The 26,129-nt window shown below is 45.4% G+C and carries 25 protein-coding genes; 18 read left to right on the plus strand and 7 right to left on the minus strand.

The genetic code is table 11. The annotated features are described in order from the left end of the window. The first annotated feature begins 74 nt into the window (after positions 1-74). The 6 genes from J7623_RS20835 to J7623_RS20860 all read left to right on the plus strand — a co-directional run bounded on the left by J7623_RS20835 (position 75) and on the right by J7623_RS20860 (position 4,405). Positions 75-1,154 (plus strand): BT_3928 family protein, encoded by a 1,080-nt coding sequence (locus J7623_RS20835; RefSeq protein ID WP_291924004.1) that lies wholly within the window; start codon positions 75-77, stop codon positions 1,152-1,154. 51 nt (positions 1,155-1,205) lie between these two features. After that, a complete protein-coding gene (locus tag J7623_RS20840; protein ID WP_291924005.1) occupies positions 1,206-2,261 on the plus strand; it encodes an ABC transporter permease in 1,056 nt (351 codons plus the stop codon). Between the two features lie 88 nt (positions 2,262-2,349). Continuing rightward, positions 2,350-2,865: an RNA polymerase sigma factor gene (locus tag J7623_RS20845; RefSeq protein ID WP_291924007.1), complete on the plus strand. Its 516-nt coding sequence runs from the start codon at positions 2,350-2,352 to the stop codon at positions 2,863-2,865. Beyond that, entirely contained in the window at positions 2,855-3,331 is a 477-nt protein-coding gene (locus J7623_RS20850) for a hypothetical protein (protein WP_291924008.1), read from the plus strand. The genes J7623_RS20845 and J7623_RS20850 overlap by 11 nt, the downstream gene beginning before the upstream one ends. Positions 3,332-3,356: 25 nt before the next feature. Further along, positions 3,357-3,878 carry a DUF4252 domain-containing protein gene (locus tag J7623_RS20855; RefSeq protein WP_291924009.1) on the plus strand — a complete coding sequence of 174 codons (522 nt, stop codon included), beginning with the start codon at positions 3,357-3,359 and terminating at the stop codon, positions 3,876-3,878. A gap of 17 nt (positions 3,879-3,895) precedes the next feature. Beyond that, positions 3,896-4,405, plus strand: a complete 510-nt coding sequence (locus J7623_RS20860) for a DUF4252 domain-containing protein (protein ID WP_291924010.1) — start codon at positions 3,896-3,898, stop codon at positions 4,403-4,405. Positions 4,406-4,411: 6 nt separating this feature from the next. Here J7623_RS20860 and J7623_RS20865 read toward each other — a convergent pair whose 3' ends face one another. Both J7623_RS20865 and recF read right to left on the minus strand, forming a co-directional pair. Further along, positions 4,412-4,699 (minus strand): DUF721 domain-containing protein, encoded by a 288-nt coding sequence (locus J7623_RS20865; RefSeq protein WP_291924012.1) that lies wholly within the window; start codon positions 4,697-4,699, stop codon positions 4,412-4,414. Positions 4,700-4,750: 51 nt separating this feature from the next. Continuing rightward, the gene (gene recF, locus J7623_RS20870) at positions 4,751-5,872 is read right to left on the minus strand and encodes a DNA replication/repair protein RecF (protein WP_291924013.1); all 1,122 of its coding nucleotides are present in this window, start codon (positions 5,870-5,872) and stop codon (positions 4,751-4,753) included. 228 nt (positions 5,873-6,100) lie between these two features. Between recF and pdhA the strand changes: the two genes are divergently transcribed. The 7 genes from pdhA to J7623_RS20905 all read left to right on the plus strand — a co-directional run bounded on the left by pdhA (position 6,101) and on the right by J7623_RS20905 (position 11,449). Next, the gene (gene pdhA, locus J7623_RS20875) at positions 6,101-7,093 is read left to right on the plus strand and encodes a pyruvate dehydrogenase (acetyl-transferring) E1 component subunit alpha (protein ID WP_291924014.1); all 993 of its coding nucleotides are present in this window, start codon (positions 6,101-6,103) and stop codon (positions 7,091-7,093) included. 154 nt (positions 7,094-7,247) lie between these two features. Beyond that, on the plus strand, positions 7,248-7,949 hold the full coding sequence (locus tag J7623_RS20880; protein WP_291924017.1) for a tetratricopeptide repeat protein: 702 nt from the start codon (positions 7,248-7,250) through the stop codon (positions 7,947-7,949). Positions 7,950-8,029: 80 nt separating this feature from the next. After that, positions 8,030-8,530: a 6,7-dimethyl-8-ribityllumazine synthase gene (gene ribH, locus J7623_RS20885; protein ID WP_291924019.1), complete on the plus strand. Its 501-nt coding sequence runs from the start codon at positions 8,030-8,032 to the stop codon at positions 8,528-8,530. A gap of 14 nt (positions 8,531-8,544) precedes the next feature. Beyond that, positions 8,545-9,264, plus strand: a complete 720-nt coding sequence (locus J7623_RS20890) for a (Fe-S)-binding protein (RefSeq protein WP_291924021.1) — start codon at positions 8,545-8,547, stop codon at positions 9,262-9,264. Positions 9,265-9,312: 48 nt separating this feature from the next. Beyond that, positions 9,313-9,726: an EVE domain-containing protein gene (locus tag J7623_RS20895; protein ID WP_291924022.1), complete on the plus strand. Its 414-nt coding sequence runs from the start codon at positions 9,313-9,315 to the stop codon at positions 9,724-9,726. Positions 9,727-9,849: 123 nt separating this feature from the next. Beyond that, positions 9,850-10,761 (plus strand): DUF4349 domain-containing protein, encoded by a 912-nt coding sequence (locus J7623_RS20900; protein ID WP_291924024.1) that lies wholly within the window; start codon positions 9,850-9,852, stop codon positions 10,759-10,761. 10 nt (positions 10,762-10,771) lie between these two features. Beyond that, entirely contained in the window at positions 10,772-11,449 is a 678-nt protein-coding gene (locus J7623_RS20905; protein ID WP_291924026.1) for an NAD-dependent deacylase, read from the plus strand. Between the two features lie 85 nt (positions 11,450-11,534). Here J7623_RS20905 and J7623_RS20910 read toward each other — a convergent pair whose 3' ends face one another. After that, entirely contained in the window at positions 11,535-12,857 is a 1,323-nt protein-coding gene (locus tag J7623_RS20910) for a saccharopine dehydrogenase C-terminal domain-containing protein (protein WP_291924028.1), read from the minus strand. 421 nt (positions 12,858-13,278) lie between these two features. Here J7623_RS20910 and gyrA point away from each other — a divergent pair, with 421 nt between their 5' ends. After that, complete coding sequence (gene gyrA / locus J7623_RS20915; RefSeq protein WP_291924030.1) at positions 13,279-15,876, plus strand: DNA gyrase subunit A; 2,598 nt, start codon at positions 13,279-13,281, stop codon at positions 15,874-15,876. Positions 15,877-16,037: 161 nt separating this feature from the next. Further along, positions 16,038-17,291, plus strand: coding sequence for a hypothetical protein (locus tag J7623_RS20920; protein WP_291924031.1), 1,254 nt, complete (start codon positions 16,038-16,040; stop codon positions 17,289-17,291). A 230-nt stretch (positions 17,292-17,521) separates the two neighbouring features. Here the strand turns inward: J7623_RS20920 and J7623_RS20925 are convergent, their stop codons facing one another. From J7623_RS20925 to J7623_RS20940, 4 genes are all read right to left on the minus strand, one after another. Beyond that, positions 17,522-17,725 carry a hypothetical protein gene (locus tag J7623_RS20925; protein ID WP_291924033.1) on the minus strand — a complete coding sequence of 68 codons (204 nt, stop codon included), beginning with the start codon at positions 17,723-17,725 and terminating at the stop codon, positions 17,522-17,524. A 158-nt stretch (positions 17,726-17,883) separates the two neighbouring features. Then, the gene (locus tag J7623_RS20930) at positions 17,884-20,076 is read right to left on the minus strand and encodes a hybrid sensor histidine kinase/response regulator (protein ID WP_291924035.1); all 2,193 of its coding nucleotides are present in this window, start codon (positions 20,074-20,076) and stop codon (positions 17,884-17,886) included. Positions 20,077-20,230: 154 nt separating this feature from the next. Further along, complete coding sequence (locus J7623_RS20935) at positions 20,231-20,422, minus strand: hypothetical protein (protein ID WP_291924037.1); 192 nt, start codon at positions 20,420-20,422, stop codon at positions 20,231-20,233. Positions 20,423-20,549: 127 nt separating this feature from the next. After that, positions 20,550-21,245, minus strand: coding sequence for a LytTR family DNA-binding domain-containing protein (locus J7623_RS20940; RefSeq protein WP_291924039.1), 696 nt, complete (start codon positions 21,243-21,245; stop codon positions 20,550-20,552). A gap of 103 nt (positions 21,246-21,348) precedes the next feature. Here J7623_RS20940 and J7623_RS20945 point away from each other — a divergent pair, with 103 nt between their 5' ends. The 3 genes from J7623_RS20945 to J7623_RS20955 all read left to right on the plus strand — a co-directional run bounded on the left by J7623_RS20945 (position 21,349) and on the right by J7623_RS20955 (position 26,126). Further along, positions 21,349-21,666, plus strand: coding sequence for a DUF6660 family protein (locus J7623_RS20945; protein ID WP_291924041.1), 318 nt, complete (start codon positions 21,349-21,351; stop codon positions 21,664-21,666). A 126-nt stretch (positions 21,667-21,792) separates the two neighbouring features. After that, positions 21,793-24,897, plus strand: a complete 3,105-nt coding sequence (locus J7623_RS20950) for a CusA/CzcA family heavy metal efflux RND transporter (RefSeq protein ID WP_291924043.1) — start codon at positions 21,793-21,795, stop codon at positions 24,895-24,897. Then, complete coding sequence (locus J7623_RS20955; RefSeq protein WP_291924045.1) at positions 24,894-26,126, plus strand: TolC family protein; 1,233 nt, start codon at positions 24,894-24,896, stop codon at positions 26,124-26,126. Before J7623_RS20950 ends, J7623_RS20955 begins: the two co-directional genes overlap by 4 nt. The last annotated feature ends 3 nt before the right edge of the window (positions 26,127-26,129 follow it).

A 26,129-nucleotide genomic window follows, 5' to 3' on the forward strand; every position in this document is an offset into this window, starting at 1 on the left:
TTCATCACTTTTACAAAAGAGGGAACGGGATTGTCCTTATCTTCACAGATTACCATTAACCATTAAACTATTTTATGAAGATTATCCTGAACCTGTTGCGCGTAATCGTTGGGGTGTTGTTCATCTTCTCTGGCCTTATTAAGGCGAATGATCCGTTGGGCCTGAGTTATAAGATGGACGAATTTTTCGAGGTATTACACCTGACCTTTCTATCTCCCTATTCCCTGGCATATTCAATATTAATGAATAGCTTCGAAATAATTGCCGGTGTGGCATTGCTGGTAGGATACCGCATGCGTATCTTCTCCGTTCTGTTGCTACTGCTCATCATCTTCTTTACCTTCCTCACCGGGTATGCATTGTTCAGCGGTACCATCCGCGAATGCGGCTGCTTCGGCGACTGTATCAAACTTACCGCCACTGAAACTTTCTGGAAAGACGTAGCCCTGCTGGTAATGATCCTCGTGATTTTCATTTTCCGCAAGCAGATCGAACCACTGAAAGGCGCCGGCATCGTAGTACTGTTGGCTACCATCTTCTCCCTCGGTGTTCAACGGTATACGCTGCAGCATCTTCCTGTTTTTGATTGCCTGCCTTATAAAATAGGTAATAATATTCCGGAGAAGATGAAGCTGCCTCCTGGCGCTACGCCAGACGTATTTGAGATGGTGTTTATTTATGAAAAAGATGGCCAGAAGAAAGAATTCACTGCCGACAACTATCCCTGGTCAGATAGCACCTGGAAGTTTGTAGATCGTAAAGATAAACTGATAAAGAAAGGTAATGCTGAACCAGCTATCAAGGATTTCATCCTTACTGATCTGGATGGTGTAAATCAAACGCAGGCCATTCTTTCAGAAACAAAACCGGTATACCTGTTCCTCGTACAAAATGTACAAAAAGCGGGTAGTGGCTGGGATGAAAAAATGAAGGCACTCCAGCAAAAATTGAAAAACCAGGAAGTGGTGATATATGGTGTAACCGCTTCAACAAAAGAAGAAATTGCTGCCTTTAAACAACAACACGGACTGGAGTTTCCTTTCGTGCAAATGGATGGTGTGGCCATTAAAACAGCAGGCAGAAGTAATCCATGCCTTATGCTGCTGGAGAAAGGTACCATCAAAGGAAAATGGCATTATAACGATATTCCTTAACAGCCAATAATTATTGGCTGATTGCTAAACGCTGACTGCTAAAAGCTAACTATGCTTCGTTTCCTGTTACGCAAATCCGGTTATGGCATACTTGTACTATTCGGTGTAGTAGTGCTGGTGTTCTTCCTGTTCAATGTGTTGCCCGGCGATCCTGCCCGGTTGACGCTTGGGCAGCGGGCCGATGTGGCGTCACTGGAAAATGTAAGAAAGGAATTGCATCTCGACCAGCCGGTGGGGGTGCAATTCCTGTTTTACCTGAATGATTTGTTGCCCATCGGGATACATACTACCACGCAGGCAACAGAAAACCTGCATTATGTAACGTTAGCGCATATATCAAAAGAGAAAATACTGGTGCTGAAAACACCATATCTCAGGCGTTCCTACCAGGGGAAGAAGCCTGTTGGAGATATCCTGATGGAAGCTTTGCCCGGTACCTTATTGCTGGCGGTGGCGGCAATGTTGTTTGCTACTGTTATAGGAGTGGCACTTGGCGTATTGTCGGCCGTAAAACAAAATACCTGGATGGATACGGGCGCCGTATTCGCCAGTGTAGCCGGTATTTCGGCGCCATCTTTTTTTGCAGGGATTGTATTGGCTTATCTCTTTGGTTTTGTATGGAGCGATTATACCGGGCTACATATGACAGGTAGCCTGTTTGATATTGATCCGTTCAAAGGCCGGGTGTTAAACCTGCGCAACCTGGTGTTGCCGGCCATTACCCTGGGCATCCGGCCGCTGGCCATTATTGTGCAGCTCACGCGCAGTGCCATGCTGGATGTGTTGCACCAGGATTATATCCGGACAGCTTATGCCAAAGGGTTGTCTAAATCCAGGGTGATCTGGCAGCATGCGTTGCCGAACGCTCTCAATCCTGTTGTTACTGCTATTACCGGGTGGTTTGCCGAATTACTGGCAGGCGCTTTCTTCGTAGAATACATTTTTGGTTGGAAAGGCATTGGTAAGGTCACCGTAGATGCCCTCGACAAATTCGATTTCCCTGTAGTGATGGGAGCCATATTACTTACAGCAGCTATCTTTGTATTGGTGAACCTGTTGGCGGATCTGCTCTACACGCTCATTGATCCGAGAATTAAACTGGATTAAGCACTTTCCCATCTCCCCAAAATATTTTTTTAATTTCTTGTAACATCTGCATTTTACAGTCGTCTTCTTTTCAAACGCACTATTCTGCATGTCACTAGACCGATTTCTCACACAGGTGGTTCCCGTCCGGCAAAAGCTTTACCGCTTTGCATTCCGCCTGTTGGGTAATGAGGAAGATGCACAGGATATCACCCAGGATGCCCTTATGAAGGTGTGGGGTATGCAAGAGAAAATGGCGGAGTTGCAAAATATGGAAGCCTGGTGCATGCGAATCACCCGCAACCTGGCACTGGACAAAATCAAGTCCAGGAAGTATCGGCTGGCAGATGAGCTGGACCGGGCAGGGGAGCTGCCCGCCTCACCGCAACAAAGTCCGCATGCCGCCGCCGAACAAAACGATGTAATGGTAAAAGTGCATGTGGCCATTAATGGCCTGCCTGAGAAATACCGTACTATTCTGCAATTGCGGGATATAGACGGGCATTCTTACCAGGAAATAGCCGACATACTGGATATAGACATGAATGATGTTAAAGTGAATTTGCACCGGGCCCGTAAAACGGTACGGGAGAAACTACAAAATCAGCAGGTATATGGATTATAACAGGATCACTGCCATCGTGGAAAAGTACTGGGAGGGAGAAACCACCCTGGAGGAAGAAGCATTGTTACGGGAGTTTTTCAGTACACCTCATCCTGATTTACCGGAAGCGTTGCTGGAAGCGGCACCTATGTTCCGGTATTTCCAGCAGGAAGCCGTAAAGGTTTTGGAGGAGCCGCCGGCAAAGGTAGTCCCACTGTCGGCCTCGCCATTCCGCCACTGGATGAAATATGCCGCCGTACTACTGGTAGCTGTGGGCATTGGCTATGCCTTAAAACAACAGGGGCACCGGCAGGAGCAAGTGACCATTGCCATGAAACAAGAGGAACTGAATGATCCGCAAAGAGCACTGGATGAAACCAAGAAGGCATTACAGTTGCTGGCAAAGAACCTGAACAAGGGTACTGCCAAAATGCAAAAACTCTCTTATTTCAATGATGCCGCCACATTGATCGAAGGAAAAGAATAACCACACCATTATAAATACAGAAAAGATGAAACGATACCTTTTATTATTGATGGCGGTCTTTGCCAGTTTCCACCTCTCGGCGCAGCAGGGAAGCGTGATTGACCGCTTTTTCCAGAAGTACGAAAGCGACCGCAATTTCACGGTGGTCAGCATTACCCCCAAAATGTTCAGCATGTTTGCTAAAGTAGATCCCGGGGATGCCGACGCTAAAAACATGATGCGTGTGATTCAGAAATTAAAAGGATTGCGCATCCTGGCCAAAGAAAATACGAAAGATGGGGCACGGCTATACAGGGAAGCCGCTGCTTTTCTCGGCAGCGATTTCGAAGAACTGATGACGGTGCGCGATAAAGACAGCGACCTGAAATTTATGGTGAAGGAAAATGCCAAAGGCACCATCAGTGAGTTGGTGATGCTGGTAGGTAGTTCCAGCGAGTTCATGGCAATGAGCCTGGTAGGCGATATTGACCTTAACGAAATTTCACTGATTGCCGGATCTGTAAATATCCAGGGCATGGATAAGCTGAAAAATATTAAGAAGAAATAATGTCAAAATTAACTGCCATGAAATCATTTATTATTGCTGCCGGTTGTTTCCTGTTATCCGCCTCTGCTGTGAGTGCACAAGACAGATGTTTACGTGAATTCCGTAACAAGCACAGGGCAGGCTCAGAAGTGCATACTGTATCTATGGGAGGCGTCAGCCTGAAACTGGCCGGCTGGTGTTTATCTTTTGCAGATGATGATGCCGATGCTAAAAGTGTGAAGCATGCGCTGAAAAATGTGCGGAAGGTAAAGATCTATACTATCTCTAACGTGAACGGTAATACGGTAAGCGGGGAAGATATTGCAGAACTGAAAAGCAACCTGCAACGCAATGAACATTTCGATCTGCTGATGGAAGTGAGAGAGAAGGGAAACCTGGTACATGTACTCAACCGGGGCAACGACGATGAGTTGGGCGATGTAGTAATGCTGGTGCAGGATCAGTCAGACTTTGTGATCGTCAACCTGCAAACCACTTTAAAAATGTCCGACGTTAATAGCCTGATTCGTCAGTTTGCCTCCAACTGATCCCTTTTACCTGATCATCACCTCTTTAACAATGCTCTCTCCAAGCATTTCATTCACCAACTTGATGATCTTGTCTTTAGAATAAGTCAATTCCTGTTTTAATGGCGCCACTGTAGTGGTAACAATCAGTTTATGATCAATAAGCTGGATGCTCTGTGTGTAGCGCGCAATGGTTTTACCCATTAATTGTTCCCAGTTATCCTGGATGCGTACCTCCATCAGGCGGGGTTTCATCCTGCTTTTATTCATAAATTCCCGGAGTGCATCTCCAATACTCGTTGTTCCGTGGCGCATCCGGCAAAGCTAAGTTTTTTCACGCAAAGCAGCAAAGACGCAAAGGGTGTTTTATTCCTTAGTGTCTTTGCTGCTTTGCATTTCTGCGTGTCTGTCCACTTCAATGAGCTGCAGTGCCTGGCCGATACCCGAAAAGGCTTGCCGCAGGCGATCGGCATGGGTATCTGTAATAAATACCTGTCCGTAGTTTTCACTGGCTACCAGGGCAATCAATCGGGTAACGCGTTCCTGGTCCAGTTTTTCAAACACATCGTCGAGCAGCAGGAGCGGGGGGAATTTTTTATTTTGCCTGATCACATCATATTGGGCCAGCTTCAAGGCAAACAGGAAACTCTTACGCTGTCCCTGTGAGGCACTGGTTTTCATGAGGTGATCGTTTAGCAGAAAGGAGAGATCATCGCGGTGAATGCCGGTACTTGTGCGTTGCAACTGCATGTCGCGGTAACGGGCATTATTCAGTTGTATGGCATAGTCTTCTTCCTGCAGCGTGCACTGGTACTGTATATTGACTACTTCGTGGGTGCCGGAGATATAATCGTATAGCTCCTGTACTTTAGGAATGAAGGTCTGGAGGAAGGCTTTCCGGGTTTCATATACGGGCACCCCGTGCATCACGAGTTGCAGATCAAATACATCGAGGAGGCTATCCTGGTTTTGGCCGGTGGCTGCCATGTTTTTCAGGAGGGTATTCCGTTGTAATAATATTTTTTGGTAGATGATGAGATGATCGAGGTAGTCAGGATACAGTTGGGAGAGCAGGCTATCGAGCCATTTGCGTCTTTCTTCACTGCCGCCCAGGATGATTTCTGCATCATCGGGGGCAATCATCACGGCGGGGAACTGCCCGATATGCCGGGAGAAGCGGTCGTACTTATCGTCGTTGAGGCTGATTTCTTTTTTCCCTTCTTTTACGGTGCAAATGATTTTTTCTGCCTGCTGGTTTCTTTCGAGATAGCCTTCAAGCCGGAATCCATTGGTTTGGTAGCGTACATTCTGGCTTTCATTGCTGGTAAAATAGCTGCGGGTGAAGCAAAGGTAATAAATGGCGTCCAGCAGGTTGGTTTTGCCGGCGCCATTTCTGCCGGTGATGCCAACGATGCGGTGACCAAAGGAAAAGGTCTCCTGCGTGTAATTTTTGAATTGAACGAGTGATATTTTATTAATATAAAACAAAGAAAAAGGTTATTTGTAAATAATAATATGCGAAAATTATCAATTGTATAACTGATAAAAAACCGCACTAATGGGAACTTCGCTGTGATTCCCTTGCAAATAAATGCAAAACTGTTTGAAATTGATGAATTTGCATAATTTAATGGGAATTGGAATTCATATTTATATTTTAGGATTTTCCTGTTATATTTGCGAACAAATTTAGAAAGAGTGCAAACTAAAACAGACGTGAAGACGAAATTCACCAAAGAGACATATCTGTACTGGTATGAATTGATGCTTTTGCTGCGCCGCTTTGAAGAAAAGACAGGCCAATTGTACGGGATGCAGAAAATCCGTGGCTTTTGTCATTTGTACATAGGACAGGAAGCAATTGCTGCAGGTGCGATGACAGCTACCAAGCCGGAGGATAAATTCATCACAGCTTATCGTGATCATGCGCTGGCAATTGCGAAAGGAATTTCCGCTAAAGCTTGTATGGCAGAACTGTATGGTAAAGCAACCGGTTGTTCGAAAGGAAAGGGAGGCAGTATGCACTTTTTCTCCAAGGAACATGGGTTCTTCGGTGGCCATGGTATTGTTGGAGCTCAGATAGGTACAGGTGCCGGACTGGCGCTTGCGGAGCAATACAGAGGAACAGATAACGTAGTGTTGTGTTTCTTCGGTGATGGTGCTGCCCGTCAGGGGATGCTCCATGAAACCTTTAACATGGCTATGACCTGGAAGCTCCCTGTAATTTTCATTTGTGAAAATAACATGTACGCGATGGGTACTTCCGTAGAACGTACCTCCAACGTATTGGATATCTATAAGTTGGCCGACGCTTACGAAATGCCTGCCGATTCAATCGACGGTATGAGCTGCGAAGCGGTACATGATGGTGTGGAAAGAGCTGTAAAGCGTGCCCGTGAAAAAGGCGGTCCTACTTTACTGGAAATCAAAACTTACCGCTACCGTGGTCACTCCATGAGTGATCCTGCTAAATATCGTACTAAAGAAGAGCTGGAAGAGTACAAAGAGAAAGATCCAATCAACGAAGTACTCAGAGTGATTCAGAAAAATAAATGGGCTACCGAAGCTGAAATTGAAGCTATCAACGAACGCGTAAAAGTAGAAGTTGATGAGTGCGTAACTTTCGCAGAAGAGTCTCCATGGCCAAGCGATGATGAATTACTGAAAGACGTTTACATTCAGGAAGATTATCCATTCATCGTTGACTAAAGCTTTTAGCCATTAGCAGTTAGCTTTTAGCTAATGCAGCAGAAATAACATCTACTGTTCTTCGCTGCATTAGCTAAAAGCTAACGTTAATGGCTAACGGCTGTTTCGATACCTATTTAATAACTAAGCAATCAATCACAATTACACCTTTACAATGGCAGAAACTAAAGATAAAGCCACCGTGCCTCAACCTGCAAAAAATGATTTTGACCTGGAGAAATCCATGCACAAGGCAGAAGACTTCTTCTATAAAAACAAAAACGTTATTTCTATTGCAGTATTAGCAGTAGTAGTAGTGGTAGGCGGTTTCTTCGCCTATAACCGTTTCGTTAAACAGCCTAATGAAAATAAAGCACAGGAAATGGTTTTCCATGCGCAAAACTACTTTGCAGTAGATTCATTCAAACTGGCACTGAACGGCGATGGTAATAACTATGGTTTCTTGCAGGTAGCGGAGAAATATGGTAGCACCCAAGCTGGTAACCTGGCTAAATACAGTGCAGGCGTATGCTATATCCGCCTGGGTGAATTCCAGAAAGGTATCGACATGCTGAAATCCTTTAGCTCCAACGATTTGTTGCTCCAACCAACCGCTTATGGTTTGATGGGAGATGCTTACATGGAACTGAACAAAACTAACGACGGCATCGAATCTTATAAGAAAGCCGGTCACTACAATGATAATGAGCTGACTGCCCCCGTTTACCTGTTCCGTGCCGGTTTGGCCCTGGAAAAAGCAGGTAAAGCACAGGATGCTATCGCTATCTATAAAGAAATTAAAGAGAAATTTCCGCAGACTAACGAAGGTCGCGAAATGGACAAGTACCTGGCAAGACTGGGTGAAGTAAAGAACTAGCAGTTGGCTTTCAGCCTTTAGCAGTGAGTGCTTAGCTGACTGCTAAAGGTGAATAGCCGGAAGCTTAAAGCTAAAAGAATATGTCCGATCACAATAAGAGCTTACTAAATGACGCTGGCATTCTCAACCTGGAGGATGCCAGTGTTGTTATGGTGTATACCGAATGGAATGATACCATCGTGAATGAACTGGTAGCAGGTTGCGATAAAGCCCTCGACCAGTATCGTGTTACTAAAACAGAGAAAGTAATCGTACCAGGTGCTTTCGAATTACCTTACGCCTGCAAACAATATTGGGAAGCCACCAAAGGCACCGGAAAACAGCCTGGCGCTATTATTGCTTTCGGTTGCGTGATCCGCGGCGAAACCCCTCATTTTGATTATGTGTGCAAAGCCGTAACAGAAGGTATTCTTCAATTGAACCTTCAGTTACCCGTTCCTGTTATATTTGGCATACTGACAGTTGACAATGAACAGCAGGCACTGGACAGACTCGGAGGCGCTCATGGTCACAAAGGAGAAGAAGCCGCTATCACAGCGTTGAAAATGATTGCATTGCAAAGAAAGTTAGCTAACAGCTAAAAGCTAAAGGCCATATGAATGTACAGCTATTTATACCGTGTTTTGTAGACCAGTTGTTTCCGGAAACCGCCTTCAATATGGTGAAAGTACTGGAGAAACTGGGTTGTAATGTGATGTATAACACGGAACAAACCTGTTGTGGTCAACCGGCCTACAATGCCGGATACCAGGACGAGTGCAGAACAATAGCAACCAAGTTTGTAAAGGATTTTAAAACCTTTGATTACATCGTTGCCCCCAGTGGCTCCTGCACTGGTTTTGTGCGGAACTACTACGGAAAGTTGTTTGATAATTCTGCTGCTCACAATGATGTAAAACTGCTAAAGAAAAATCTTTTCGAATTCACTGAATTCCTTACAGACGTATTACATGTAACTGACCTGGGGGCTACGCTCAACGGTGTAGGCACTTATCACGATGCCTGTGGTGCGCTGCGGGAATGTGGTATCAAGGAAGGACCGCGTAAACTACTGGAAAAGGTGCGGGGACTGGAATTGAAAGAAATGAATGATAGCGAGGTGTGTTGCGGGTTTGGCGGTACTTTCTCCGTGAAGTTTGAACCCATTTCTATGGGTATGGGAGAACAGAAAGTTAACAACGCATTGAACAGTGGCGCCGACTACCTGATTTCTACGGATCTGTCGTGCCTCATGCACCTGGATGGTTATATCCGGAAGCATGGGTCCAATGTGAAGGTAATGCACATTGCAGATGTACTGGCCAGCGGCTGGTAACGTTAACAGCTAAACGCTATTTATTATCACCCGAAAATTCTAAATGATATGAACTATTGGCTGGTGAAGTCTGAACCATTTAAATATTCCTGGGAGCAGTTTGTAAAAGATAAAGTGACTTTCTGGGATGGCGTACGTAACTACCAGGCGCGCAACAACCTCAGAGGCATGAAGAAGGGCGACCAGGTATTGTTTTATCATAGTAATGAAGGCATGGAAATCGTAGGCCTGGCTACCGTAGCCAAAGAAGCTTACCAGGATCCCACCACGCCTGATCCAAACTGGGTAGTAGTAGACCTGAAGCCGCTGAAAGCTTTCAAAAAGTTTGTTACACTGGCTGAAATGAAAGCCGATAAAAGGCTGGCAAACCTGTCGCTGATCCGCCAGGGACGCTTATCTGTATGCGATGTGAAGCCGGATGAATTTGAAGCCATCATGGAAATGGGCGGCATGAAAAAGTAAGTATTTTATAGTATTATAAACACGAAGGGTATCTTTCTTACAGGAAGATACCCTTTGGTGTTTTTAGGGAAGCCGGTTATGGAATTTTAAGCTCACAAACATCTTATCCCAAAACTGCGCCATATGAATTATTCCTTTTTGCTCATGTTCAGCACTACTGTGTTGATTTTATCCGGATGCGGCCACAAAGCAACTACGCCAGTTGTTAGTTTTACACCTCCTGTTATTGCCGCCGACTCCAAAGCTGAAGGTCTTTTATCTGCTGATGAAGGAAAAGCAATACCGGCCGAAAACGCCCCGGCTGCACCTGATGATAAAGACTATAGTGCTGCAGTACCCATCTCCCAAAAAATAATAAAAAATGGTAAGCTCGCTTTTTCTACAGAAGATTTTGATGCATGCAGAAGTCGTATAGCCGATACCGTTAAAAAATACGGTGGTTATATTGCCAACGAAAATCAGGCAAACGGGCGTTTACAATTACGCAATGAGCTGGAAATAAAAGTCCCTGCGGCGGTATTTGAACAATGCCTGGAAGCGCTGACAGGCGGCGCATCGCGGATGGATGAGAAGAGTATTACCACGCAGGATATTACGGCAGAATATGTAGACCTTGATGCCCGTATGAAGGCGCGGATGGCAGTAGAACAACGTTATCTGCAGATATTACAACAGGCCAGAAAAGTAGAAGATATATTAGCCGTAGAAGCGCAGTTGAAAAGTATCCGGGAAGATATAGAAGCGGCCAAAGGCCGCCTGCAATACATGGATCACCATGTGGCCTATAGCAGCATACAGCTCACTTATTACCAGACGATCGCTAATACCGATCCGCAGGCGCCAGGGTTTTTCCGGCAGTCGTGGTTATCGTTACAGGAAGGCTGGAATGGTACTTTATCGTTTGCGCTGGGTATATTAAGTGCATGGCCTTTGCTGCTTGGTATTGTTTTTCTTATTATTTTTATAAGACGAGGAATAAGAAAATGGAACCTGAAAAAGACCATTGCCCAAACCCCAACTAACGTAAACCTATAAACGAATTAACATGAAACCAAGATTGGTGGTGCTGACCGGAGCCGGCATCAGTGCAGAAAGCGGCCTCCGGACCTTCCGCGACTCAGATGGATTGTGGGAAGGCTATGATGTATATGAAGTGGCCTCCCCCAAAGGCTGGCAAAACAACCCGGCACTGGTACAGGAATTTTATAACAGCCGCCGTAAAGATGTGATGGCGGCCCTGCCTAACGCGGCTCATACCGGGTTGGCGCAACTGGAAGAAAAATTCGATGTACGGATTATTACCCAGAATATAGACGACCTGCACGAGCGCGGCGGCTCCAGCAGCGTATTACACCTACATGGAGAAATATTCAAAATGCGTAGTGTGATCAACGAAGAGCTAATCTACGATATACGCGGTGATATCAAAATGGGTGATCTGGCTGCTGACGGCGGGCAACTACGGCCGCATATTGTGTGGTTCGGTGAAGCGGTTCCGATGATAGAAAAGGCGGTAGCTGAAGTACAGGCGGCGGATATTTTTGTAGTGATTGGTACGTCTTTACAGGTGTATCCTGCTGCGAATCTTTTACAATATGTGAAGTTCAGAACGCCTACCTATTTCATTGACCGTAAGATTCCAATGATTGAATCCGGCGTGAACCAGTTCCGCATTGAAAAGCCCGCTACAGAAGGGGTGAAGGAACTGCTCAGCATTTTATAAAAATAAAAACCTCCCCGCTCTGGGGAGGTATCACAAGTCCTTGGTGCCCGATAGAGTCCATCATAGGAAAACAATAACTTTTGCTTTATTCAAAGCTTTCCTCAAACCTGATATCGTACTCTTCTAATTCTTTTAGAACGGGGTTATAAATTTCCGGCATCACCGGTATTTGTAAGCCTGTAAGTGTTACTTTTTCCTGGAGTATAAGTTTTGCCATGATACCGAGTGGCAGGCCCACTGTTTTCGCCATGGCAGTATGTATGTTGTCTTCTCCCTGTGCAATCATGTAACTATGCATCCTGGTGGCCATATTGCGGCGTTCAAACTCAATTTCATGCATCATTACAATCATGTCCTTGTCGGCAGGTTCCATTTTTAATTTGTTCTCTACAAGGAACTGGAGGATGTCCGCATTAGTTTGTTCCCCTAAATTTATGACATCTGTGCTTAATAACCCCATAAATTTTAGCTGGCGGAGCACTTTCGACTTGGTACTGACACTCAGATACTGGGCAATACTTTCTTCGGGAGTACCTGCCTGTTCTGTAATGCGGTTGGTGGTCCATTGGGCCCAGGTCAGTTGATCGGTAACAATTTTAGTAGTGTCTTCCGTTAAGCCCAGCTTTACCAGGGCATTCCAGCCTTCGCAGAAATCAGGGAAGCGGAGGGTGGCACGCATAAAGGTTGCCAGTTCTTCCAGTTTATAGACTTCCATATAACCGAGGGAGTCGCGGTTAGGGTAGAAGGCCAGTTTCCCCAAACCGGGTACCTGTATGGTTTTGGTATGGTCAAAGAGCTGTTCATACGTTACCTCTTTCACCTTTCCTTTTTCCTTATAGGTGGCGCCGGAACTGCCTGCCAGTACAATATTGCGGGCATTCCAGGACACTTTATACTGCCATGGATTGTCGTTGCTGTCTGGTGAAATCAGGCCACCACAGTAAGATTTAAAAGAAAATATCTGGCCGCCTTTTTTCTCAATGGAATGAATGAGTTTCATGGCGGACATGTGATCTATACCGGGATCCAGGCCCATTTCGTACATAAAAAGTAATCCGGCTTTTTCTATTTCGGGTTGCAGTTTACGTACTTCCGGATCTATATAGGAGGCGGTGAGCAGGTTTTTTTTAGCTTCCAGGCAATCTTTTGCCACGAGGATATGCAGGGATGCGGGTAGTAAGGAAATGACAAGATCCGTTTCCCGGATCAGTTGTAGCCTGGCAGCATGGTCTTTAATATCAAGTGCCGTAGGCGTTGCATAATATGATTTTCCTGTTTTGGACTTGATAAGCGACAGGTCGTGATCAGCTACGGTAACATGCCATTTCTGTCTGGGCGCGTTTGTTAACAGATAATCAATCAGACTGGTGGCCGATTTTCCGGCGCCAAACAACAGTATGTTCTTCATGGTGTTCTTTAGAAAGTGATTAAGAATCAGGGGAATAACAGCTTTTTTGATACTAATGTTCGAATTTGAAAGCCCATTCGGATTTATTCTTATTATATATATGTTTTCCGTTGATTCGACGTATTGATTTTCAGTAGGTTAGAAACAAATACTTTGCCAATATTTATATTCTAATATATTAAACCGGCTTAACATATTGCGGATAAATTAAAATCAGGGTAATTATCTATAACGTAAATGGAATATAAATGGTTGTCATTCATTGAGTAAATCAATCATATATCGATCTTGCAATATAATCGTTAATCCCTATGGTCCTTTTTATTCACATTTCTTGATTTTTAGGTCAAAATAAGGGCTGAAATGGCTATATTTGCCTTTATCTGTTTTGAGCAGAAAAAACTGTAAATCAACACACAAAATGACAGAGCATACGGAAAATCAGCAGGAAGGGAGAATTGTCCAGATAAACATCGAGGAGCAGATGAAAACGGCTTACATAGATTACTCTATGTCCGTGATCGTTGGTCGTGCCTTACCCGATGTGAGAGATGGTTTGAAGCCTGTACACCGCCGTGTTTTATTCGGAATGAATGAACTGGGGAACCACAGTAACAAACCCTACAAGAAATCAGCGCGTATTGTGGGTGAAGTAATGGGTAAATATCACCCGCATGGTGATGCTTCCATTTACGACACCATTGTACGTTTGGCGCAGCCCTGGAGTATGCGTTATCCGATGGTGGATGGTCAGGGTAACTTCGGTTCGGTGGATGGCGACATGCCGGCAGCGATGCGTTATACGGAAATCCGTCTGCAGAAGATTGCAGAAGCCATGCTGGAAGACATTGAAAAAGAAACAGTAGACTTTACCAATAACTTCGATGATACCCTCGAAGAACCTACTGTATTACCAACCCGTATTCCAAACCTGTTGGTAAATGGTGCTTCCGGTATCGCCGTAGGTATGGCCACCAACATTATGCCGCATAACCTCAACGAGGTAGTGGATGGTGCCATTGCTTACATCGAAAACAGAGAAATCACTGTTGAAGAACTGATCAAATTCGTAAAAGCACCCGACTTCCCGACAGGTGGTGTTATTTACGGTTTTGAAGGCGTTAAACAGGGTTTTGAGACCGGTAGGGGCAGAGTAGTGGTAAGAGGTAAAATCTCCTCAGAAACAGCTAAAAACGGCCGTGAAAAACTGGTGATTTACGAACTGCCTTACCAGATCAACAAAGCAGTGCTGCACCAGAAAATTGCACAACTGGTTAACGATAAAATTATTGAAGGCATTTCCGATGTACGTGATGAAAGTGACCGTGAAGGAATGCGACTGGTGATTGATCTGAAGAGAGAAGCTATCTCCAGTGTAATCATCAACCAGTTATTCAAATATTCAGAACTGCAAACCTCTTACGGTATCAACAACGTGGCGCTGGTAAAAGGCCGTCCGCGTATCCTGAACCTGAAAGAGATGATTGCGGAATTCATCGATTTCCGTCATGAAGTAGTGGTAAGAAGAACGCGTTTTGACCTGCGTAAAGCAGAAGAAAAAGCGCATATCCTCGCCGGCTACCTGATTGCACTGGATCACCTGGACCAGGTCATTGCCCTGATCCGCGCTGCAGCCACACCGGAAGTAGCAAAAGATGGATTGATGAGCGAATTCGGTTTGTCTGAAATACAGGCGAAAGCTATACTGGAACTGCGTTTACAACGTTTAACCGGTATGGAACGCGATAAAATCCGCGCAGAGTATGATGATATCATGCGACTGATTGCTTACCTGAAAGATGTACTGAACGATGAGTCTTTACGTATGAAGATCATCCGCGAAGAGCTGGAAGAAGTAAAGAAGAAATTCGGTGACGAACGTAAAACCGAAATCCAGTACCTCGCCAGCGAAATGAGAATTGAAGATATCATTGCAGAAGAAGATGTGGTGATCACCATTTCTCACCTGGGTTATATCAAACGTACTTCTGCATATGACTATCGTCAGCAGAAACGTGGCGGACGTGGCGCCATTGGTGGTAAAACACGTGATGAGGATTACATCGAACACCTGTTTGTGGCCTCAACGCACCATACCATGCTGTTCTTCACGGAAAAAGGCCGTTGCTACTGGCTGAAAGTATACGAAATTCCGGATGGAGAAAAGAGCGGTAAGGGACGTGCTATTCAGAATATGATTCAATTGCCCGCTGATGATAAAATCCGCGCTATCATTGATATCAAAGATCTGAGCGATAAAGACTTTATCAACAATCATTATATTGTACTTTGTACCAAGAAAGGCATCATCAAGAAGACATTGGTGGAAGAATTCTCCCGCCCACGTCAGAATGGTGTAAATGCTATCACCATCAATGAAGGCGATCAGCTGCTGGAAGCCAAACTGACTACCGGCGACAGCCAGATCATGATGGCCATTCAGAGCGGTCGCGCCATCCGCTTCCCTGAAGCCACCGTACGCGACACCGGTCGTGGTGCTATTGGTGTAAGAGGAATTGAGGTGGATAGCGACAATGATGAAGTGGTTGGTATGGTTTGTGTTAATAAAGACGACGATCAAAAAACCATCCTGGTAGTGTCCGAAAAAGGTTTCGGTAAACGTACCAACATCGAAGAATATCGGATTACCAACCGTGGCGGTAAAGGGGTGAAAACCATTAACATCACGGAAAAAACCGGTAACCTGATTGCCATCCTCGATGTAACGGAAAAACACGACCTGATGATCACCTGTAAGTCAGGCATCACCATTCGTATGGCGGTTGCCGATATCCGTGAAGCAGGACGTGCCACACAAGGTGTGCGTCTGATCCGACTGGATAACAATGATGAAATAGCTGCTGTAGCACGTCTGGATGAACAGGAAGAAGAAGAAGAAATCCTGGAAGGCGAAGAAGGTAGCGAAAATGCCGCTGTAGCTGCAGAAGATCAGGCATCTGAAGGCAATGAAGCTGCTCCTGAAGAAACGGACAGCAATGATGCAGCAACAAACGAATAACTAAAAAAAAAGCAGCAGGCAACCTACCTTGATAAACAAGTGGTTGCCTGTTTCTAATAAAAAATATAGCCGGCTCTAGTGGTAACCCAACTGCTGGTTGTATTATTATTTATTAGGAGCACCATACTCTTATTGTAATCAGCAACTAAAAAAACAAAAGCATGAAAAAATTATTGGTATCTCTTCTCTTTTGCACGGCCGGTGTATCGGTAATGGCACAACGGGCAAAAGTTAGCAGTGCGGATGAGAACCTGAAGAAGCAGGATCTGGAAAAAGCCAAAGCGGATATTGACGCAGCATTACAGAATGATAAAACCAAAAACGACGCTAAAACATGGCTGGTAGACGGTAAGATCCTCGAGGCAATGGGTACCAAGCAAAAAAGCGCCGCACTCGCTGGTGAAGCTTTTTCCGCTTTCAAAAAAGCACTGGAAATAGATCCTAAAATGAAAGAGGCGGTTCTGGAAATGAACCAACCACTGTTCAACGTATATGCTACCATCGCTAATGCTGGTTATGCTAACCTGAATGAGCAGAAATGGGATTCTTCTCTCATCAACTTCAAACACGCCTTCGAAGTAGCTGACTTCTACAACAGCAAAAACTTAGGTGGTTCTATTCCTACCGATACGGCCCTCACTTTCTACGTAGGTTACGCCGCTAACCAGGCAGGCAAAAAAGATGATGCTTTCACTTACCTGAAAAAAGCAGCAGACCTGCAATTCAAAGGTGAACCGGCACTCTACGTTATCCTGGGCCAACTGTACGAAGAAAAAGGAGACCAGGCAAACTGGCTGAAAACTATCGAAACCGCTAAAACAGTATTCCCTAAGGATAAACGTTTTAACGATATGGAAATGGCGTTCTACAGCAAAACCGGTAAGACCAACGAATTACTCGGTATGCTGGAAAAGAAAATCGCTGATAATCCAAACGACGAAGCGGCTGTACTGGACTACGCTATCCGCGTAGATAACCTGGCTAATCCACGCGATGAGAAAGGTAATGACGCTCCCAAACCAGCTAACTACGATGAGCTGATCGGTAAAGCAGAAGCAGCTTATAAGAAAGCGATCGAAATGAACGCTTCAGACGCTACTGCTAACTTCCAGCTGGGTGCACTGTATTTCAACCGCGCTGTTGTGTTCAACAAAGAACTGAACGCACTGGATAGCAAACAACAGTCTTCTCCTAAAGCCAAAGAATTACAAGGAAAAGTAGAAGGCCTGATGAACCAGGCATTACCTTTCTTTGAAAAAGCAGATGCTGGTTTTACATCTAAAGGTAGCAGCCTGGAACAAAGCGATAAACAAACCTACGAAAGCTGCTTGTATGCTTTGCAAAAGATCTATGCGATCAAAAACAACACTGCCAAAGTAGAAGAAGTGAAAAAGAAACTGGATGCGCTGAAATAGTAGCTCCGCTATACATATTGAAAAGAGTCCGCCGTAAGGTGGACTCTTTTTTTTAGCAGAAAGCATAAGGCAGAAAGCACAAAGCTATTTTAGCGAATGATCAGAGCGGATAGTTATTCTATGCTTTAATCATTCGCTAAAATAGCTTTGTGCCTTATGCTTTCTGCTAAAAAAAATCCCGTCTACCTAAGGCAGACGGGACAAATAACTCAAACGCTGTATGGCTTAAATTATGCTTTTTTAGCAGCAGGTTTTGCTTCAGCTTTCTTAGCAGGTTTAGCAGCTTTCTTAGTAGTATCAGCAGCAGGTTTTGCTTCAGCTTTAGCTTCAGTTTTAGCTTTTTCTTTCTTAGCTGGTTTAGCAGCAGGTGCTTGTGCGAAAGCAGCAGCAGAAATGCTCATTACCAGTACAGCGGCGATCAGGCTTTTTTTCATGATGATTGTCTTTTTAAATGATTAGATGATGAATGTTATTGTTATAATTTCTGTTGTAAAAATACATCAGCCAGGCAGGTGTTAACGGGAGGTTTCGGTGAATCGGGAATTACTGTCGTTGAACAGGGAAAAATGTACGGTAATATGTAAACCGAGAGCTAGAGCAGAATATTGATAGCCTCCTGTACGGCCTGTATACACAGGTGTTTCAGGGTATTAAACTGTCCGGCTACTACCTGTGGATGGTAGTTGTTTTCCTGTAGTTTTTCAAGTGGCTCCAGGATAGGATAGAGGTGGGTTTCCAGTCCTATAAAAGACACTGTTGTCTTTAAGTTATGAGCATTGGCACGAATAGCGGGGATGTCTTCTGCTACTACTGCTTTTTTAAGGAGAGACAGCTCTTCCGGCAGTTGTGCAATGAATTGTTCCAGCATCGTTCTTTCGAAGTTCAGGTTGCCATTTGAAAGATCGTGGAGATAGTGCATATTCAGCAGTTGCTGGGAAGTGCCATTTTCATGCGTATGTACCGGAAGCTCCCGTGGAGGAAGTTTACCGATATATACCTGGATCATCCGGTATAATTCATCTTCTACAATCGGCTTGGAAATGTATTCATTCATTCCCATCTGCAAACATTTCTCTCTTTCTCCAGCCATGGCGTGGGCGGTCATAGCAATCACCGGGATAGTGGAATGCAGTTCATTGCGAATCGCCTGTACCGCTGAATAGCCGTCCATTTCCGGCATTTGAATATCCATGAGCACCAGGTCGAAATGTTGCTTTTCAAGGGCCTGTAATACCTCTCTGCCGGTATTGACAATTTTAAACTGTAATTGCCAGCTACTGAGCAAATGGCGCAGCAGGTTCTGGTTCATTTTATTATCTTCTGCTACCAACAAACGTACATCCGGGTGCAGGGGCAGCTGATCGTTATCTGTAAAGTAGGTATTCACTTCTTCCGAAAGCGATTCTCCTAAAGTGTAGGGTAATTCTACTTTGAAAGTAGCGCCTTCTCCGGGTTTGCTTTCTACTGATATAAAACCATTCTGTAATTCTATGAGTTGTTTTACGATGGTGAGACCTAAGCCGGTACCGCCGAATTTGCGCGTGGTAGAGGCTTCTGCCTGGTTAAAGCGGTCGAAAATACTATGCAGTTTGGAGGCATCTATACCAATACCGGTGTCACTAACGGTAAACAATATACGTACGGCATTTTCTTCTGCCCAGATCTTCGTTACGTGAATGCGTACTTCTCCCTCGCTCGTGAATTTTACGGCGTTGCTGGTGAGGTTAATGAGTACCTGGGTCAGTCGCATAACATCTCCGTATAAAATATCCGGCACCTCTTCATCAATAGTTACTGATAGCTGCAGATGTTTTTCTTCGGCCTTTGGTTTGAACATGGTATTAACGCCATGCAGTACGCTGCGTAAGCTAAAGGACGTAGCTTCTATGCGCATCATACCAGATTCTATTTTAGAGATATCCAATATGTCGTTGATAATTTCCAGCAGGCTTTGCCCGGCATTATCGATGGCGCCAACATATTCTTTCGATTTATCGTTGAGGGGTTGTGCTTTTAACAGATGTGTGAAACCCAGCACGGCATTCATAGGCGTACGGATTTCATGGCTCATATTGGCGAGGAATTGGTCTTTTACGGCGGCCAGCTTCTTCTCCTGTTGCTGTGAGGCGTCGAGGGCTTCAATGAGTTGTTCCTGCCGGTGAATACGGCTGGTAATATATAGGAAAGCCAGCAGGCTGGTTAAGCAGGCAAAAAATACGAGTACGGTTCCCCAGCTTTGCGCTTTTTGGCCGCTACTGTCGATCAGGTGGGTAGTACGGTTTACTTCGGTTTGCCGGGTGGTATCCAGCTGGCGGATAATACTGGTAATGGCTTCCCCGAGCCGTTTTCCTTTCTGGTTGTTGATCATCCTTTCTGCAGCCCATTTCCCATTGCTGTAAAAGGTATCCAATACCATCAGGTTAAAGTTATTCTTCTCATCCACCAGGTAATTAAGTTGGGTGAGGAGTTTTTCGGTGCTGTCGTTTTTAATGATTTTATTGATCTCTTTGAGGTCGGCTTTGATGATAGCAATTTCTGCTTCGATGCCGGTAATGTGGGTAGTATCCTGGGAAATAACGGCCCCGCGTACTTTGCTGTCGGTCTTGGCCATATTGGTTTGCAGCTTCTGCAGTTCATTTTTTACATTCAGCTCCTGCAGGAGTTGCTCATTGCCTTTGATCAGCTTGCGGATGTTGTTGGAAGAATTGAACTGCAGCACAACAAATAACACCATTCCGGTAATGAACAGGCCGAGTAGGTAATATTTGATTCTTTTTGGCTGCATGACAGTTTAGTACATATAAACGCTGATATAGGAATGCCGGTTCATTAACGAAGGAATAAAAGTAGGAAATTATTCCGTAGTTCTTCAGACATTTAGCCTCAGAGCATCACTACTCTGAGGCTAAAGATCTAAACAATTCAGTAACGAATTGCGATTATTTTGCTTTTGGTGCAGCTGGAGCAGCAGCAGGTTTTGCTGCATGGTGATGATGATGATGTTTTTTATGCGCAGGTGCTTTCGCAGCCGCTTCTTTCTTTTCTTCTTTTTTAGGTGTTGTTGTCTGGGCAAAAGATGATGCACTCATAAACAACATAGCTGCAGCGATGATAATACCAAACTTTTTCATGGTTGTATACTTTAATTAGTGATCAATTGTTTGACGACCTAAAGATACACCCACCTAACCCGCCGTTAAATAACTTATGGCCCAACAGGCGACAGCTATCGGTCAAAAAGGAGAAAGTGTCGTTGAACTATAACAGGTTCAATTTATTATTCAGTGCAGAACGGTATGCATCCGCCACGGGGATAGCATGCTTCTGAATAAGAATGGTACCGTCTTCTATAGATTCAATTTTGTCAAGCGCTACAATATAAGAGCGGTGTACCCGCATAAACTTGCCAGCTGGCAGCTTTTCCTCCAGCGCCTTTAAAGTGGTATGGATGGCATGGAATTTCTGTGGTGTATTGAGTTTTACATAATCGCCCATAGCTTCCAGGAACAGGATATCTTCTGTACGGATCCTCTTTAGCACGCCGTTATCCCGGATAAAAACAAACTCGGTATCAGATACCTGTATTTCCCGGCTGGTGCTATCTGTGAGTTCCCTGGCTTTTTCGATGGCCTGGATAAAACGGGCGGGTAGTACCGGTTTGATCAGGTAGTCGGCTACATTTAATTCAAAAGCTTCTACGGCGTATTCCGTTTTTACCGTAGTAAAAATGATGACGGGGCGTTTTTTGCCAAGATTGCGGGTGAGTTCCAGGCCACTCATGCCCGGCATTTCAATATCCAGCAGCAGCAGGTCTATTTTTTCTTTCTGCAAAAGATTATAAGCTTCCATGGCACTGCTGCATTCGCCCACTACATGCAGTTGCTCTACATGGCTGGCAAGCTGCCGCATGGCCGTGCGGGCCAGCTTATTATCATCTACTATCAGGCAATTCATGCGGCTAATTTAAGTACAAATCATAATATAAAATCATCTCAGCCGCAACTATGATGCAGTTTTTTTCGGGAGCGTTTTACTTTTAATTTTTACATTTGTACACATGAAGTGGTTGCTTTATATATTTAGCTGTTACCTGTTGTTGCTGTCGTGCATGCCCTGCACCGACAACAACGGTATGGCCGGCAGCTCCGGAGTGCCTTCCGCACTACTGAGTACCTCGCACAACCACGAATCATCACAACCGGATTTTTGCTCTCCTTTATGTATATGCAGCTGCTGCAATGTACAGGTAACGCCGGGCGCTCCCCTTACTGTTTATTTTCATGTACAACAGGCCGTCATCGATTATCCTGTGATGCCGGTGAATCCACTTCCTTCTTCTTTCGATAAGATCTGGCAGCCGCCCCAGCTGGTTTAATGCTGTTTTACGGAATGTTTTTGCTATGAGCATATCCGCATCGTTATCAGATGCAGATATGGTTCAGGTACTTCATTTTTATTACTCATTGAATCAATCATGCTGGATAAGATTATTCGTTTCTCTGTGAGGAACAAATTAGTTATAGGTATCCTTACGCTCATATTGGCAGCTTGCGGTACCTACTCACTGTTACGCCTACCCGTAGATGCAGTGCCGGATATCACCAATAACCAGGTACAGGTCATCACGCAATCGCCTTCCCTGGCTGCGCAGGAAGTAGAAAGGCTTATTACTTTTCCTATTGAACAAACGATGGCGGTCATCCCGGAGCTGACGGAAGTACGCTCTATATCCAGGTTTGGGCTGTCGGTGGTGACGATCGTATTTCACGACGACGTAGATATTTATTGGGCCAGGCAACAGGTCAACGAAAAACTAGGAGAAGCTAAAAGTAATATTCCGCCGGGGATAGGCACACCTGAAATGTCGCCGATTTCCAGTGGATTGGGAGAAGTATACCAGTATGTACTGCACCCGCAGAAAGGCTATGAAGATAAATTCAATGCCCGGGACCTGCGTACAATACAGGACTGGTACGTACGGCGGCAGTTGCTCGGTACACCGGGTGTAGCGGAAGTCAACAGTTTCGGCGGCTTGCTGAAACAATACCAGGTAACCCTGAACCCGGACAAACTGCGTAGCTACCAGTTGAGTATTACCGATGTCTTTAATGCGCTGGAGCGCAATAACCAGAATACCGGTGGTGCTTATATTGATAAAAAGCCGAACGCTTATTTTATTCGCAGCGAAGGACTAATTGGAAGCCTGGCAGACATAGAAAAGATTGTCATTAAAAATATCCCTAATGGGCTGCCGGTATTGGTGAGAGATGTGGCCACGGTACAAATCGGTGATGCCGTGCGTTACGGGGCGCTTACCCGTAATGCCAGTGGAGAAGCAGTAGGCGGCATTGTGATGATGCTGAAGGGAAAGAACTCCAAGGAAGTAGTGGAGGCTGTGAAAGTGCGTATCGCACAAATCCAGAAAACGTTGCCTCCCGGTGTAGTGGTTGAGCCTTTCCTGGACCGGAGTGAATTTGTGGGCAGGGCGGTGGGTACCGTACAGAAGAACCTGGTAGAAGGTGCGCTGATCGTGATTTTTGTGTTGGTACTATTCCTCGGTAACCTGCGGGCAGGGCTGATTGTAGCTTCTGTTATTCCTTTATCGATGTTGTTTGCCATTTCCATGATGTACCTGTTTGGTGTATCCGGTAACCTGATGAGCCTTGGTGCCATTGACTTTGGGCTCATTGTAGACGGAGCGGTCATTATAGTGGAAGCCACGCTGCATCACCTGGCAGGCAGAAATAAAACAAAGGGCTTGCTGCGATTGTCGCAGGCCGAAATGGATGAAGAGGTGTATGACTCCGCTACCAAAATACGCAGTACGGCGGCTTTCGGCGAAATCATTATCCTCATTGTATACCTGCCTATCCTGGCTTTGACCGGGATTGAAGGAAAAATGTTCCGCCCCATGGCGCAAACCGTTTCTTTCGCCATCCTGGGCGCCTTTATACTATCGCTTACTTATGTGCCAATGATGTCGGCCTTATTCCTTAGTAAAAACCTGAAGGATAAAGTAACGATTTCAGACCGGATGATGCACTTCTTTCAGCGTATATACGATCCCGTTATCCGGGGTGCTTTACGTGCAAAGGCAGTAGTAACAGGTACGGCCATCCTGCTGTTTGTAATAGCGTTATTTGTATTTAGTAAGATGGGGGGAGAATTTATTCCTACCCTGGAGGAGGGCGATTTCGCCGTGGAAACCCGTTTGCTCACGGGTAGCTCTTTGTCGGAAACCGTTGATAAAGTAAGCCTGGCTTCTGGGATATTAATGAAGAAGTTCCCGGAAGTAAAAGAGGTGATTGGTAAGATTGGGGCAGCAGAAATTCCTACGGATCCTATGCCTATGGAAGCCTGCGACCTTACTATTTTACTCAGGCCAAAAAAGGAATGGACCAGCGCCCGCTCGCGGGAAGAGCTGGCAAATAAAATGCAGGAAGCGCTGGAAGCGATTCCTGGTGTGAGCTTTGGCTTTAGCCAGCCTATTCAGCTTCGGTTTAATGAGCTGATTTCTGGTGTGCGGCAGGATGTGGGAATCAAGATATTTGGAGAAGATCTGCCCACGCTGGCAGGTCTGGCAGAAAAAATTGGTGCCATTGTAAGCCGTACACCTGGCGCCAAGGACCTTTATGTAGAACAAACCGATGGGTTGCCACAAATTGTGGTGACAGCCAACAGGGATAAAATAGCCCGTTACGGGCTGGACATTGCCACTATCAACCAGGCTATCAACACGGCATTTGCCGGCCAGAGCGCGGGAATGGTATATGAAGGCGAGAAACGTTTCGAGCTGGTGCTCCGCCTGGAAAAGGAGAGCCGTCAACAACTGACGGATGTCCAGAATCTTTATATCACCACGCCTTCCGGCAACCAGGTACCATTGGCTGAGGTGGCGGATGTGAGTATGACCACTGGTCCTAACCAGGTACAACGGGAAGATGCCAAACGTAGAACCATTGTGGGCTTTAACGTTCGTGGCCGCGATATTACCAGTGTGGTGGCTGACATTGAAAAAGCGATTGCCAAAGAAATAAAATTACCTGCGGGTTACTTCATCCGTTACGGCGGACAATTCGAAAATCTGAAAGTGGCCAATCAGCGTTTATCCGTGGCCGTGCCCGTGGCGTTGCTGCTGATTTTTGGACTGTTGTATTTCACTTTCCATTCTATAAAACAATCGTTACTCATTTTTACAGCCATCCCTATGTCGGCCATAGGCGGGGTGTTTGCGCTTTACCTGAGAGGATTGCCATTCAGTATATCCGCAGGGGTGGGCTTCATTGCCTTGTTTGGCGTAGCGGTATTGAATGGTATTGTATTGATAGGAGAGTTTAACCGGTTGAAGCAATCCGGTTTGGCTGATCTGAACAGTATTGTACTAAATGGAACGGCTACACGCTTACGACCGGTATTGATGACCGCCTTCGTAGCCTCGCTTGGCTTTCTGCCGATGGCGCTGGCCACCAGTGCGGGTGCGGAGGTACAGCGTCCGCTGGCCACCGTGGTAATTGGGGGATTGATTACTTCTACCTTGCTCACTTTACTGGTATTGCCTTGTTTATACCTCTATTTTGAAAAAGGTTTTTCAAAACAAAAATTATGATGATCAGAATATTTTTCTTTTTACTGCTGCCGTTTTCTGTGTGGGCGCAAACATCGCCACTCACGATGGAAACGGCTGTGCAGCAGGCGTTGCAGCAAAACAAAGGATTGAAATCTGCCGGCGCCTCCATTGATTATTACCGTAAACTGGTGAGCACCAGCGGTGAGTTGCCGAAAACGGAAGTGAGCCTGCAATATGGGCAAACCAATAGTTATGTGTCTTACGACAATAACTACACGGTGTCCCAAACGATTCCGTTTCCTTCCCTGTTTGGTGCAAAGCGCCAACTCAACAATGCGCAGGTGGATAAAGCCGTGTGGCTGAAAGCAGCTACACAGAATGAGCTGATCTACCAGGTAAAGCAGGTATATGTACAATTGCTGTATCTGCAGGAAGTGAGGGCGTTAATGGTACACCAGGATAGCCTGTTTGCCAATTTCGTACGTACCGCTGATCTCCGTTACAGAACAGGGGAAAGCAGGATGCTCGAAAAGATAGCAGCAGAGGGACGTTTAAACGAAGTGCGTAATTCCCTGCGGCAGAATGAAGCAGATACAAAGATCTATATGGCACGTTTACAGGCGTTGTTGGGCACCACCACACCGCTGACTATTACGGAACGCTCGATTCCAGAAGCCAGCCTGTTGTTGAGCAGCGACTCTGCAGCGGTAACTGCCAATCCGCAGTTGCAATACCTGAAACAGGAAATTGCCATTGCGGAGAAGCAACAGAAAGTGTTCAAGGCAGCGATACTACCGGATATTACAGTGGGTTATTTTAACCAATCATTTATTGGTAACCCGTTAAATGCATCCGGCTCACCATTGGCAACCAATAGCAACCGTTTCCAGGGATTCCAGGTAGGACTGGCGCTTCCGCTGTGGATGGGACCTATGAAGGCTAAAGTAAAGGCAGAAGAAAAGCTGCAACAGGCGGCCAGCCTGCATTATGAAAATAATGCCACGCAGCTCCGGTCGCAGTATGAGCAGGCCGTCCAGCAGTTCATCAAAAACCGCAACAGCCTGGAGTTTTATCAGCGTACTTCTTTGCCGAATGTGGAATTATTACTGAAGCAATCAGAAAAATCGTACAGCAGCGGCGACATTGGCTATGCCGAATATTTTCTGAACCTGGAACAGGCCCTCGCTGCACAGCAAGGGTACCTGCTGGCCAGGAACGATGTAAAACAAGCAGAATTATACATGGCTTTCCTGGCGGGACAGCCGTAAACC

It is taken from the genome of Chitinophaga sp. (genome assembly GCF_017745275.1).
Taxonomy (GTDB): domain Bacteria; phylum Bacteroidota; class Bacteroidia; order Chitinophagales; family Chitinophagaceae; genus Chitinophaga.